Annotated in this window: 13 protein-coding genes; 1 reads left to right on the top strand and 12 read right to left on the bottom strand. The window is 63.3% G+C overall.

Annotation, left to right across the window (positions count from 1 at the left end; all coding sequences use genetic code 11):
* Positions 1-66 precede the first annotated feature (66 nt).
* The 12 genes from lipA to BLR71_RS13415 form a co-directional block, all read right to left on the bottom strand.
* On the bottom strand, positions 67-1077 hold the full coding sequence (gene lipA, locus BLR71_RS13470) for a lipoyl synthase (protein WP_092527403.1): 1011 nt from the start codon (positions 1075-1077) through the stop codon (positions 67-69).
* A gap of 27 nt (positions 1078-1104) precedes the next feature.
* Positions 1105-1782, bottom strand: a complete 678-nt coding sequence (gene lipB / locus BLR71_RS13465) for a lipoyl(octanoyl) transferase LipB (RefSeq protein WP_092527400.1) — start codon at positions 1780-1782, stop codon at positions 1105-1107.
* Positions 1782-2093, bottom strand: coding sequence for an HP0495 family protein (locus BLR71_RS13460; protein WP_092527397.1), 312 nt, complete (start codon positions 2091-2093; stop codon positions 1782-1784). The genes lipB and BLR71_RS13460 overlap by 1 nt, the downstream gene beginning before the upstream one ends.
* A gap of 109 nt (positions 2094-2202) precedes the next feature.
* Complete coding sequence (locus BLR71_RS13455) at positions 2203-3405, bottom strand: D-alanyl-D-alanine carboxypeptidase family protein (protein ID WP_422730780.1); 1203 nt, start codon at positions 3403-3405, stop codon at positions 2203-2205.
* 57 nt (positions 3406-3462) lie between these two features.
* Complete coding sequence (locus tag BLR71_RS13450; RefSeq protein ID WP_092527394.1) at positions 3463-4407, bottom strand: septal ring lytic transglycosylase RlpA family protein; 945 nt, start codon at positions 4405-4407, stop codon at positions 3463-3465.
* A complete protein-coding gene (gene mltB, locus BLR71_RS13445; protein WP_092527391.1) occupies positions 4404-5441 on the bottom strand; it encodes a lytic murein transglycosylase B in 1038 nt (345 codons plus the stop codon). Before mltB ends, BLR71_RS13450 begins: the two co-directional genes overlap by 4 nt.
* Positions 5442-5470: 29 nt before the next feature.
* On the bottom strand, positions 5471-6634 hold the full coding sequence (rodA, locus tag BLR71_RS13440) for a rod shape-determining protein RodA (RefSeq protein ID WP_092527389.1): 1164 nt from the start codon (positions 6632-6634) through the stop codon (positions 5471-5473).
* Positions 6631-8514, bottom strand: a complete 1884-nt coding sequence (mrdA, locus tag BLR71_RS13435; RefSeq protein WP_092527387.1) for a penicillin-binding protein 2 — start codon at positions 8512-8514, stop codon at positions 6631-6633. Before mrdA ends, rodA begins: the two co-directional genes overlap by 4 nt.
* Before the next feature lie 76 nt (positions 8515-8590).
* A complete protein-coding gene (rlmH, locus tag BLR71_RS13430) occupies positions 8591-9058 on the bottom strand; it encodes a 23S rRNA (pseudouridine(1915)-N(3))-methyltransferase RlmH (protein ID WP_092527385.1) in 468 nt (155 codons plus the stop codon).
* Positions 9055-9420, bottom strand: coding sequence for a ribosome silencing factor (gene rsfS / locus BLR71_RS13425; RefSeq protein WP_092527383.1), 366 nt, complete (start codon positions 9418-9420; stop codon positions 9055-9057). The genes rlmH and rsfS overlap by 4 nt, the downstream gene beginning before the upstream one ends.
* Before the next feature lie 67 nt (positions 9421-9487).
* Complete coding sequence (gene nadD, locus BLR71_RS13420) at positions 9488-10141, bottom strand: nicotinate-nucleotide adenylyltransferase (RefSeq protein ID WP_092527381.1); 654 nt, start codon at positions 10139-10141, stop codon at positions 9488-9490.
* Positions 10142-10163: 22 nt separating this feature from the next.
* Complete coding sequence (locus BLR71_RS13415; RefSeq protein WP_092527379.1) at positions 10164-11474, bottom strand: glutamate-5-semialdehyde dehydrogenase; 1311 nt, start codon at positions 11472-11474, stop codon at positions 10164-10166.
* Between the two features lie 80 nt (positions 11475-11554).
* Between BLR71_RS13415 and BLR71_RS13410 the strand changes: the two genes are divergently transcribed.
* A complete protein-coding gene (locus BLR71_RS13410) occupies positions 11555-12415 on the top strand; it encodes a hypothetical protein (RefSeq protein ID WP_092527377.1) in 861 nt (286 codons plus the stop codon).

Below are 12415 nucleotides of genomic sequence, written 5' to 3'. Positions count from 1 at the left end.
GAGGGGCGCGGCCTTTTTGCATCTGCCAAAGCGTGGCTATCGGCAAGTCCATATCACGATCGCGGCTTACTTGACCTCGATGCCGTGAGCCTGCTGGTCGGCATGGTAGGACGAGCGAACCAGCGGGCCAGATGCCACGTGCTTGAAGCCCATGGCCTTGCCCTGCTCGGCGAACCAGTCGAAGGTATCCGGGTGCACCCAGCGATCGATCGGCAGGTGGTTCTTGGACGGCTGCATGTACTGACCCAGGGTCAGCATATCGACGCCATGAGCCCGCAGGTCACGCATCACCTCGATGACCTGCTCGTCGGTCTCGCCGACGCCGAGCATCAGGCCAGACTTGGTCATCACATCCGGGCGACGCTCCTTATAGCCTTTGAGCAGGTCCAGCGACCACTGGTAGTCAGCGCCCGGACGCACCTTGCGATACAGCGACGGCACCGTCTCCAGGTTGTGGTTGAAGACATCCGGCGGCGTCTGCTCAAGAGTATCCAGCGCCACTTCCATGCGGCCACGGAAGTCCGGCACCAGCACCTCGATCTCGATATCCGGGCTATCGTTGCGAATCTCGCGGATGCAGTCGGCAAAGTGCTGCGACCCTCCGTCGCGCAGGTCATCGCGGTCTACCGAGGTAACCACCACGTAGTTGAGGCGCATTTCCGCGATCGCCTCGGCGAGCTCCCGCGGCTCTTTCTCGTTGACCGCGTTGGGACGGCCGTGGGCGACGTCACAGAACGGACAGCGGCGGGTGCAGATGTCACCGAGGATCATGAAGGTCGCGGTGCCGCCGTTGAAGCACTCGCCCAGGTTGGGGCAGGACGCCTCTTCACAGACGGTATGCAGGCCATGCTTGCGCAGGGTCTGCTTGATGCGCGTGACCTCCTGGGAGATCGGCATACGCACCTTCAGCCAGTCCGGCTTGCGCGGCACGTTGTCAGTAGGAATCACCTTGACCGGAATGCGGGCCACCTTCTCGGCGCCGCGCAGCTTGACGCCGCGCTCGACCCGGGCCTTCTTCTTGGCGGCAGCAGCATCGGCGGTGGACGGGGTCACGGGGGTAGCGGTGCTTTCGGTCATGATCAGGATATCCTGCGCTCGTAAACGTTAGGCACTCGCGCTCTGGTCGGAAACCAGAGAAGGCGGCATGCCGGGCTTGTCGGTGAGTTGCATGTTGCCAAGCCGTGCGGCCAGACAACGGACCAGTCGATTCGTCTCGGCCTCTAGGTCAGGGGCGTCATCGACCAGGTCGGCGAGTTGGGTCATGGCCATTCCAGCATAGCCACAGGGATTGATACGCCCAAAAGGCGACAGATCCATGGCCAGGTTCACGGCCACGCCATGGAAGCTGCATCCACGACGAATACGCAGCCCCAGAGAAGCGATCTTGGCATCGCCCACATAGACCCCCGGGGCATCCGGGCGCGCTCTTGCGGCAACACCGTGCTCCGCGAGGGCATCGATCACGGCGTCTTCCAGCGCAGTGACCAGGTCGCGCACGCCAAGCTTGGCACGCTTGACGTCGAGCAGCGGATAGATCACCAACTGCCCGGGGCCATGGTAGGTCACCTGCCCACCACGGTCGGTCTCGACCACCGGAATATCGCCGGGCATCAGCAGATGCTCCGGGCGGCCGGCCTGCCCCTGAGTGAAAACGGGATCATGCTGGACAAGCCAAATCTGGTCAGGCTGGTCGGGCCCGCGATGGTCGGTGAGCTCACGCATGGCCTGCCAGACCGGCAGATAAGGCTGCCGACCAAGCCGATAGACCTCGAGTTCGGCCATCAGATCACCATGTGTACGCGACCAGAGGCCTTGAGGTCGGCATGCAGGGCGGCGATTTGCTCGGGACCGGTGGCAGTGATGGTCAGACGCACCGACTGGAACTTGCCGTTACGGCTGTCCACCAGGCGCACGGTCTTTCGGTCGAAGGCCGGGTCATGGTCTTCGACAATCTTGATCACCAACTCGCTCAACCCGTCGACGGCATCGCCGACGATCTTCAGTGAATAGTCACAGGGGTATTCGAGTTCGGTTGCGTGAGCTGACGCGGGAGCGCCGGCAAGGCGCATGTCCCGCAGGGACTTGTCGGTCATGAGCGTACTCGAGGAATGATTTGTCCCAGTATTCTACTCAACCTATTCCCCTCAACCAAGAGCGGGCGGCCATAGGGCCGCCCGCTGTCTTCATCGCGACCCATCGCGCTCAGTCGAACAGACCGCTGATGAAGCGCCTTACGGTGTCCAGCAGACGCTTGAAGATACCGCCCTGATCGATGCTTTCCAGCGCCACCAGCGGGCGCTCACCGATCACCTCGTCGCCCAGTTTGATTTCCAGGGTGCCAAGGCGCTCCCCTGCTTCCACCGGGGCATCGATCGACTCTGGCAGGTTCAGGCGCGCCGCCAGCTCTTCGCCACGGCCGCGAGGCACCGTCATACGGACTTCGCGGTCGACGCCCAGACGCAGGTCGTTCTTCTCGCCGCCCCAGATGCGCGGGGTAGCCAGCACGGCACCCTGCGGGTAGAGCTCCATGGTTTCAAAGAAACGGAAGCCGTAGCTCAACAGCTTCTGGGATTCCTGGGCACGCGCTTCGTCAGAGTCGGTGCCCATCACCACCGAGATCAGCCGCATGTCGTCGCGCTTGGCCGAGGCCACCAGGCAGTAGCCCGCGGCTTCGGTATGACCGGTCTTCAGGCCATCGACGCTGGAATCACGCCACAGCAGGCGGTTGCGGTTGGGCTGACGAATATCGTTATAGGTGTACTCCTTCTCGGCGTAGACCTTGTACTGCTCCGGGTAGTCATTAATGATGTGGCGAGCCAGCAGCGCCAGGTCGTGCGCCGAGGAATAGTGATTCTCATGCGGCAGGCCGGTGGCGTTGGCGAAATGGGTGTTGACCATTCCCATGCGATCCGCCTGCTGATTCATCAGGTCGGCGAAAGCGGACTCACCGCCGGCAATGTGTTCGGCAAGTGCCACGCTGGCATCATTACCGGACTGGATGATGACACCCTGGAGCAGTTGATCGACGCTTACCTGGGAGCCTTCCTGAATGAACATCCTCGAGCCACCGGTGCGCCAGGCCTTCTCGCTGACCAGCACTTGGTCATCGCGGTCGATGTTGCCGCGCGACAGCTCGTGCTCGACCAGGTAAGCGGTCATCAGCTTGGTCAGGCTGGCCGGCGGCAGCCGCTCGTCGGCATTATGACTGACCAGCACTTCGCCGGTATCGGCATCCATCAGGATCCAGGACGAGGCCGCGAGACTCGGCGGCGACGGAATCATGGTCTGTGGTCGGGGACTGTCGACCTCCTGCGCCTGGAGCGGCAGGGCAAAACACAACAGGCACAGCAGGAGCGCGGACATCAGGCGTTGGCCAAGGCCGGCGCGGAACAGTGAGACTTTCATGACAACATTTCTCGTGGCGTTGAGCGAAGGAAGTTAAATGGGACAGCGGCACGCGTCTCAGGTGCCGTCATGAATCACCAGGGCCTGATCGAAGCCTGCACGACGCAAGGCTTCGCGCACCGGTTCAAGGTCCCCAGTAGCGGCCAGCGGGCCCACCTGCACACGATGCAGGCGAGCGTCGCTGGTCACGCGAACCGGCTGGTCGAGCTCGTCCTCCAGGCGGGTCTTGAGAGCCTGGGCGTTACCCTGGGACCCCAAGGCCGCGACCTGGAGAAAAAGCGAACCGTCGGTGTCGGCGTTTTCAACGGCGTCGCGATCAGGCGCCGCTTGTTGCACCGGCGCAGTGCGGCTAGCTGTGGCCGTGGTGCCGGCGGCGGCGTCGACTGGCGCCGGCGTCCCGCCGGAGTGGCGAGCTTGCCAGGCCACCGGGTCAATCGCCTCGACCCTGACACGGCCGGTGCCTCGGTCTAGAATATTGAGCCGCGCCGCCGCCGCATAGGACAAGTCGATCTCGCGGCTCCCGTGGAAGGGGCCCCGGTCGTTGACCCGCACGATCACCTGACGACCGTTATCCAGGTTGGTGACCCGGACATAGCTCGGTAGCGGCAGGGAGCGGTGGGCCGCCGACATCTCATACATGTCGTAGATATCGCCGCTGGCGGTGGCATAGCCATGAAATTTCTTGCCATACCAGGAGGCCGTGCCCTCCTGCCGATACCCCCGCGGGTCGTCCAGCACATGGTACGTCTTGCCCCAGACTTCGTAGGTCGAACGATTGCCGCCACTGGCGCGCGGTTCAGGGCGTGGCACCGCATCGGGCACATTGGCCACGTCGGGCGGCGTCTCGGGATAGGCATCACTGGACATGGCATAGCGGCCGCCGGCGGTACCGGGGGCCGCCGCCGCTGGCTCTGCCGAGCTGACCGGCTGCACGCTACCGCCCCCAGCGGCGCAGCCTGCCAGCAGGGCGATGGCCGGCAGCAGTATCCACAATGGCTTCATGCCGACTCCTCCCGCGCAATCGCCTCAGCCAGCTCCGTCACCGCCATGGCGTAGAGGTGGCTATGGTTGTAGCGAGTGATCACATAGAAGTTATGCAGTCCAAGCCGGTAGCGATAGGCGCCATCGGCAAGATCCAGCGCCAACGGAATCACCTCGGCGTTGGCGGCCAGGCGATCTGGCGACTCGGCCTCGACCCCTGCCTCGGCCAGGGTTGAGAGCTTGGCATAGGGCGGCCGGGTCTGATTGAAGTCAATCGACGCCGGTGGCGTCTGGGGGCCGCTGGCGTCTACATAAAGCTCGCCCTCTGGGCGCCAGCCATGTTCGGCGAAGTAGTTGGCCACGCTGCCAATGGCGTCGACCGGGTTACGCCACAGGTCGCGCACCCCATCGTCGTCGAAGTCGACGGCATAGGCGCGATAGCTGGTGGGAATGAACTGGGGATAGCCCATGGCGCCGGCATAGGAGCCCTTGAGGCTGCCCGGGGCAACGCCGGCCTGGTGGGTGATTTCCAGGAAGGCCGCCAGCTCGCCGCGGAAGAAGTCACCACGCTTGGGGTGATGAAAGGCCAGCGTGGCCAGCGAATCTAGCACCCGGTGACTGCCGGTCACGCGCCCATAATCGGTCTCAACGCCGATGATGGCGGCAATCACGGGGGCCGGCACGCCATACACAGCCTCGGCGCGGTCGAAGGCCTCGCGATGCTCGGCGATAAAGGCGGCACCGCGCTCGATGCGGGCGGGCTTGAGGAAAATCGCACGATACTGATCCCAGCGCAGGTGGCGTTCAGCGGCGCCCGCCATGGCATCCAGCACTGACTGCCGATAGCCGGCGTCGCTCAGCGTATCGGTCAGCCAGTCTCGTTCGATGCCCTGCTCCACCAGCTCGTCGACCAGTGCCGCCACCTTGGGGTGCGTGGACGGGTCGAAATGCGCATCGTATTGCCTGTCGGCGGCACTCACCGCCTGGGCGCAAAGGCCCAGCCCAAGCCCGGCGATGAGGGGCAACAGCTTCCTTGTCGTACGTCCTGCAATCATCGATCAGGGCTCTCCGTGGTCAACGCCCCCTAACGGGGCAGCAACCGCCGATGGGAATGAATGGACATGAGAATACCGAAACCGGCCATCAAGGTCACGCTAGAGGTCCCGCCGTAACTGACCAACGGCAGGGGCACACCCACCACCGGCAGGATACCGCTGACCATGCCCACATTGACGAATACATAGATGAAGAAGGTCAAAATGATACTGCCCGCCAGTAGGCGGCCGAAACTGTCCTGAGCGCCATTGGAGAGCCACAGGCCCCGCGCGACGATCAGCAGATACAGACACAGCACCGCCAACATGCCTATCAGACCAAATTCCTCGCCAAGTACCGCGACGATGAAGTCCGTATGGCGTTCGGGCAGGAATTCGAGCTGAGACTGGGTGCCCTCGAGCCAGCCCTTGCCGAACACTCCGCCACTACCAATGGCGGTGGTCGACTGGATGATGTTCCAACCGGCACCCAGCGGGTCGCTCTCGGGGTTGAGAAAGGTCAGCACGCGCTGGCGCTGATAGTCATGCATGTTCATCCACAGCAGCGGCAGGGCTGATGCGATCAACACGCTGAAAAAGGCGATGAAACGCCAGGACAGCCCAGCCAGCAACACCACGAACACCGCCGCCGTCGCGACCAGTAGCGAGGTGCCCAGGTCCGGCTGACGAGCGATCAGCACCACGGGCAGCGCTAAGATCAGCGCGCAGACCATCAAGTCCGGCACTCGAGGCGGCAGCTGGCGCCGCCCCAGGTAAGCGGCAAGCATCATCGGCATCGCCAGCTTCATCAGCTCAGAGGGCTGAAAGCGCATCACCCCGGGGATGATCAGCCAGCGCTTGGCCCCCATGCCGACATCCCCCATGACCTCAACCGCCACCAGCATCAGTAAGGTTCCGCCATAGGCCAGCGGTGCCCAGCGCATCAGGGTCACCGGTGATAGCTGAGCCAACCCAGCCATCACCACCAGGGCCACGCCCAGTCGAATGGCCTGGGCTTCTACCACGGCCATGCTCTGTCCGCTGGCACTGTAAAGCACGATCAGTCCTGCCCCCATCAACACCACAAGCAGCAGCAGCAGCCAGGGGTCCAGGTGCACACGCATCCACAGACTCTTGCGACGCGACATGCCACTCTGAGGCGGCCTGACGGGGCGGGCGCGCAAGGAGCGGGTCAGATCACTCAACACCGTCATGCGCCATCTCCCTCGGAGTCATCGTCAGTCTCTTTATCGTCGCGACCCAATATCCAGGCATCCGCCATGTCGCGTGCCAGGTAAGACGCATGGCTGCTGCCGCCACCGGCATTCTCGACGATCACCGAGATCGCGATCTGGGGATCATCCACCGGGGCAAAGGCAATAAACAGCGCATGGTCACGCAGCCGCTCGGCAAGCTCATCGGCGTTGTACTTCTCGTCCTGCCCCAGCGAAAACACCTGCGCCGTACCCGACTTGCCGCCCATGCGGTACTCGAGACCCTTGCCGGCGCGACGCGCCGTACCCTCGCGCCCAGAGAGCACGTTCTCCATCCCGGCATAGATGTCATCCCACCATTCGTTATTCTCGATGGTGATGTCTTGCTTGGTATCCGGAAGATCGACCGGCACCTCCTCGTCACCGATGTTCTTGGCCAGCCGCGGTTTTACCCAGTGGCCGCGGTTCGCCAACACGGCCGTGGCCGTCGCCAGTTGAAGGGGGGTGACCTGCAGGTAGCCTTGCCCGATACCCACCGACAGGGTCTCGCCGGGATACCAGGGCTGGTTGAAACGTTCGCGCTTCCATTCCCGCGAGGGCATCAGGCCAGTACTCTCGCCATAGACATCCTGGGTCACCCGCTCACCGAAGCCGAATTGATGCATATGCTTGCTGATCGCATCGATACCCAGCTCATGGGCCAGGCTGTAGAAATAGGTGTTGTTGGACACCGTGATGGCGCGCTCCATATCGACCTTGCCATGCCCCCAGCGCAGCCAGTTGCGATAGCGCCGTGAGTCGTTGGGCAACTGGTAATAGCCGGGATCATAGATGGTATCGCTGGGCGTGATCTCACCTTCGACCAACCCCGACAGCGCCATGAAAGGCTTGACCGTCGAGCCCGCCGGGTAATGGCCGCGAGCCGCGCGGTTGAACAGCGGCAAGTCAATATCGTTCTGTAGCGCCCGGTAAGACGCCACATCAATGCCGGTCACGAACTGGTTGCTGTCGAACCCGGGCGTCGAGACCATGGCAAGAATTTCGCCGGTCTTCGGGGCAATGGCCACGATCGAACCGCGCCGGCCGTCCATCAGATCGACGGCCAGAGACTGCAGGTCCTTGTCGATGGTCAGGGTCAGGTTCTTGCCTGGCACCGGGTCCGTACGCCCTAGCTCGCGCAGCACCCGCCCCCGCGCATTGGTTTCCACCTTGCGCAGCCCTGCCTGGCCGTGAAGCTCATCCTCGTAGTACCGCTCCACCCCGGTCTTGCCGACGAAGTGGGTACCGGCGTAGTTGCCGGGGTCCAGTTGATTGAGCTCTTCTGCGTTGATCCGCCCGACAAATCCCAGCGCATGGGACATGATCTTGGCATCCGGGTAGTAGCGCAGCAGCTGCGCCTCGACCTCGACCCCCGGCAGCCGATAACGATTCACGGCGAGCTTGGCGATCTGCTCTTCGCTGAGATCACTCATCAACAAGGCCGGCTGGAAGGGTCGCTGGCGCTGGCGGGAACGCTCACGAAAGGCGTCGATTTCGGCATCGGGCAGATCGAGAAGGTCGATCAGCAGCGCCAGGGTGGCATCGATGTCATCGACTCGCTCGCGGACCAGCGTCAGGTTGTAGGTCGGCCGATTCTCGGCCAAAAGCTCGCCGTTACGGTCATAGATCAGCCCGCGAGTGGGCGGCAGGGGCTCGACCCGCACGCGGTTGTTCTCCGAACGCGTGATATAGACATCATGCTGAACCACCTGCAGGTAGACGAGCCGCGCCATCAAGGCACCGGTGAGCAGAACCACCAGGCAAGCCGCGACCAGCGAGCGGACGCGGAAGGTATGCATTTCCTGACGGGCATTCTTCAGCGCCTGACGATGCTTACGCATGAAGGACACTCGCGGATTCCGACAACATCAAAACGATCACTCTCCACGGGAGCGACAGCCCTAAGGCTTAGACGACTCAACGGTGATAAGGGTGGCCGACCAGCAGGGTCCAGGCTCGATAGAGCTGCTCGGCCAGCAGGATGCGCACCAGCGGGTGCGGCAAGGTCAGCGGTGACAGCGACCAGCGCTGATGGGCGCTCGCCGACAGTTGGGGTTCCAGGCCCTCAGGACCACCGATCAGCAGGGCCACATCGCGCCCTTCCAAGCGCCACTGGTCAGCCTCCTTCGCCAATTGCTCGGTGCTCCAGGGCTTGCCGCCCACCTCCAGCGCAACAAGCTGCTCGTTGCCGCGCAGCTTGTCACGCATCCGCTCGCCTTCAAGGGCAATGGCTCGCGCCGTATCGGCGTTCTTGCCTCGGGCACCGGGGGCTATCTCGTGTATTTCCAAGGCGAAGTCCCTGGGCAGGCGCTTGCGATACTCCTCAACGCCCTTCTCTACCCAGTCAGGCATGCGCGTGCCAACTGCCAGCACGCGCAGCTTCACGCCAGGCCTCCGCCTTGACGCTCGTGGGCGCCATCACGGGGCAGCTCGGTCCACAGCCGCTCGAGATCATAGAGCTCACGGGCTTCGGGAAGCATCACATGAACCACCAGATCACCGAGATCGACCAGTACCCAGTCGGCGCCGCTTTGGCCTTCAACGCCAAGCGGCATGACGTCATGTTCCTTGACGGTCTCGACCACACTATTGGCCAGCGCCGCCACGTGGCGGCTGGATGTCCCGCTAACGATCAGCATTTGATCGGTGACGTCGGTCAGATCGGATACGTCTAGGGTGGTGATGTCCTGGCCCTTCAGTGACTCCAGGGCATCGACGACCAGGGGTTTCAAAACATCGATGTGCATATCGCCTCATTCATAAATGCATGGTTCGACGCCTATTCTACCCGTTTGAGACCCAGGCGACAGCGCCTCATTCACCGCGATATAGCCCACCCCTGGCGATATGCGATAGCACCGCCTCGGGCAGCAGGTAACGCACGCTCTCGCCGCTGGCCAGCCAACCGCGGATGGCGGTGGCGGATACCGCCAAGCGACTGGGCAGCGCCAGCCGCATGAGGCTGCCATGCGGCGCATCGAATAACGCGTCGGAGTCCTTGACCTCGCGACCGGCAATGAGTTCCTGAAGAACTGGCGGCAAGGGAGCCGCATGACCGGGCCGATCGATGACCACCACATGCGCCAGAGCAAAGAGCTCCTCGGGGTCATGCCAACTGGCAAGCTTCAAAAAGGCATCGTGGCCCACGACCATCAATAACCGCGCCTCGCTGCCGTATTCCTCACGCAGACTTGTCAGGGTATCGGCCGAATATGACGGCCCCTCACGCCTGAGCTCACGATCATCGGCATAGAGCCCCGGCGTATCGCCGATACCGGCGCGCAGCATCGCCAGACGCTCGGTGCTGGACACCCCCGGCGCCGCGCGATGAGGCGGCACATGGGCCGGAATCATGTGTACGCGATCCAGCCCCAGCTGCATGCGCAGCTCGACGGCGCTGCGCAGGTGGCCCAGGTGCACAGGATCGAAGGTCCCGCCTAGCATCGCCACACGAGGCGGGCGACTCATCGCAGCGCCCGCGGAACTCGCATCAAGTGCGCACATGCCCATCGCCCATCACGACGTACTTGCGGGTCGTCAGGCCCTCGAGGCCCACCGGGCCACGAGCATGCAGCTTGTCGGTGGAAATGCCGATCTCGGCGCCCAGACCGTACTCGACACCATCGGCGAAGCGAGTCGAGGCGTTGACGACCACCGAGCTGGAGTCCACCTCGGCCAGGAAACGGCGTGCCAAGCCATAGTGCTCGGTAACGATGGCATCGGTATGATGAGAGCCGTAATGGCCGATGTGATCCATTGCCGCATCGATGCCATCGACCACTCGAATCGCCAGCACCGGCGCCAGATACTCGGCATGCCAGTCGGCCTCCTCGGCAGGCACCACGCTGGGCAACAGGGCTTGGGTACGCGGACAGCCGCGCAGCTCGACCCCGTGCTCGGCATAGGCCGCGGCGAGCCTCGGCAGCAGCACCTCGGCAACCGGCGCGTCCAGCAGCAGGGTCTCCATGGTATTGCAGGTGCCATAGCGTTGGGTCTTGGCATTCACCGCGATCGCCAGCGCCTTGTCGAGATCGGCCGTGGCGTCGACGTAGACGTGACAGACGCCGTCGAGGTGCTTGATGACCGGCACCCGAGCCTCGCGCGTAATGCGCTCGATCAGCGACTTGCCGCCACGAGGGATGATCACATCGACGTGCTCGGGCATGGCGATCAAACGCCCTACCGCAGCGCGATCAGTGGTCGCCACCACTTGCACGGCCGCCGCGGGCAGCCCAGCTTCGGCAAGGCCGGCAGCAATGCAGAGCGCCAGGGCAGCATTGCTGTCTCGGGCCTCGGAACCGCCGCGCAGAATGCAGGCATTACCGGACTTGAGGCACAGACTGGCAGCCTCCAGGGTGACGTTGGGCCGAGACTCGTAGATGATGCCGATCACCCCCAGAGGCACACGCATCTGACCGACCTGAATGCCGCTGGGTCGCGCCCGCAAGCCATCGATCTCGCCGACAGGGTCAGGCAGCCCGGCGACCTGCTCAAGGCCACTGATCATCGCATCGACGCGAGCATCATCCAGCGCCAGCCGATCCAAGAGGGCATCATCGAGGCCCGCTTCACGACCACGCAGCAGGTCCTGACGGTTCGCCTCGAGAACACTGGCGCGCGACTCCTCGAGGTGTCGGGCCATCGCCAGCAGTGCCGAATTCTTGCTAGCCGAGGTGCAACGCCGCATCATGGCAGCAGCGGAGCTGGCCTGCTGACCCAGCTGAGTCACGTAGGCATCAACATCGGTAATGGGCGTCATGCCGCCATTACCGGCGACGGCCTCTGAGTAGTGTGCTGACATGCTGAACAAAGACTCCTCGTAGGCGGCTCCAGGGCCGGTATCGTCATACAAGTTTGCGCAAGGGAAACAATATAAGGCCCATGGGAAGCAAGTACAAAGTCGCCCCGCTGCAAGCGGCCATGCTGGGGTGCGCTCTCCTTTTAATTCTGCTGGCCCTGTCGGCCCCCACGCTACCCGGCGGCATGTTACTGGTGCTTGCAGGACTCTGGCTGACTGGCTCATCGCTGACGCTAAAACGCAGCGTCCGCTGGCCGTCCCGCGTCCCCTGGCAACTGCTGCCCAGTTTTTTCCTGGCAGGCCTGTTCACTGTCGACCCACAGCATCAGACCGCCTGGCTGTGGTGTTTTGCCCTGCTGCTGATGCTGCCGCAGCCTATCTGGCTGATGATTTTGCATGGCCTTCTGGCGGGCTACGCTACTTGGCAACTACAAACCGACCTCGATGTCGGCCAGACACTGCTGGTTACCATGTTGCTGGTTGGCCTGATGCTGCTGGGCCTCGCCCGCGCCCGCGAGGTGCAGTCCGCTTGGCTCAGGGTCGGCCGGCGACGGCGACTGATACCCGGCGCCCCCTTGTGGTCGGCCCACCAACTGGGGGACGACCTGACCCGCGAAGTCGTTCGCAGCGAGCGTGAAGGCTCATATGCCGAACTAGTACTTCTGCGCACCCAAAGCCGCCAATTCTGGCCACTGATGGACCGACTTAGTCTGCACATCAACGACTATGAGGCCTGTTACAAACTCGATAACCGCACCCTGGCCACCCTGCTGATCAGCAGCGATCTCGAACAGGCCCGTGAGCGACGCAATCTCCTGCTGGATGGCATGCCCACCCCGCTGCGCTGCCGGTTTATCACCCTAGCTCGACCGCTGACCCTGGCCAGCGAATATCAGGCGCTCAGGGACCAGCGCCAGCCACTGGTCATCATTGAGGAGGAGTAG

The organism is Onishia taeanensis (genome assembly GCF_900100755.1).
Classification (GTDB): Bacteria; Pseudomonadota; Gammaproteobacteria; order Pseudomonadales; family Halomonadaceae; genus Onishia; species Onishia taeanensis.
Note: the sequence above shows the minus strand (reverse complement) of the source record. Positions and strands in the feature narration are given on the sequence as shown.

Bases quoted from the DNA above. Each gene is read 5' to 3' on its own strand.
- BLR71_RS13415 (WP_092527379.1), bottom strand. From the start codon at position 11,474: ATGTCAGCACACTACTCAGAGGCCGTCGCCGGTAATGGCGGCATGACG.
- rodA (WP_092527389.1), bottom strand. From the start codon at position 6,634: ATGACGGTGTTGAGTGATCTGACCCGCTCCTTGCGCGCCCGCCCCGTC.
- nadD (WP_092527381.1), bottom strand. From the start codon at position 10,141: ATGAGTCGCCCGCCTCGTGTGGCGATGCTAGGCGGGACCTTCGATCCT.
- rsfS (WP_092527383.1), bottom strand. From the start codon at position 9,420: ATGCACATCGATGTTTTGAAACCCCTGGTCGTCGATGCCCTGGAGTCA.
- BLR71_RS13455 (WP_422730780.1), bottom strand. From the start codon at position 3,405: ATGAAAGTCTCACTGTTCCGCGCCGGCCTTGGCCAACGCCTGATGTCC.
- mltB (WP_092527391.1), bottom strand. From the start codon at position 5,441: ATGATTGCAGGACGTACGACAAGGAAGCTGTTGCCCCTCATCGCCGGG.
- BLR71_RS13460 (WP_092527397.1), bottom strand. From the start codon at position 2,093: ATGACCGACAAGTCCCTGCGGGACATGCGCCTTGCCGGCGCTCCCGCG.
- lipB (WP_092527400.1), bottom strand. From the start codon at position 1,782: ATGGCCGAACTCGAGGTCTATCGGCTTGGTCGGCAGCCTTATCTGCCG.
- mrdA (WP_092527387.1), bottom strand. From the start codon at position 8,514: ATGCGTAAGCATCGTCAGGCGCTGAAGAATGCCCGTCAGGAAATGCAT.
- BLR71_RS13450 (WP_092527394.1), bottom strand. From the start codon at position 4,407: ATGAAGCCATTGTGGATACTGCTGCCGGCCATCGCCCTGCTGGCAGGC.
- BLR71_RS13410 (WP_092527377.1), top strand. From the start codon at position 11,555: ATGGGAAGCAAGTACAAAGTCGCCCCGCTGCAAGCGGCCATGCTGGGG.
- lipA (WP_092527403.1), bottom strand. From the start codon at position 1,077: ATGACCGAAAGCACCGCTACCCCCGTGACCCCGTCCACCGCCGATGCT.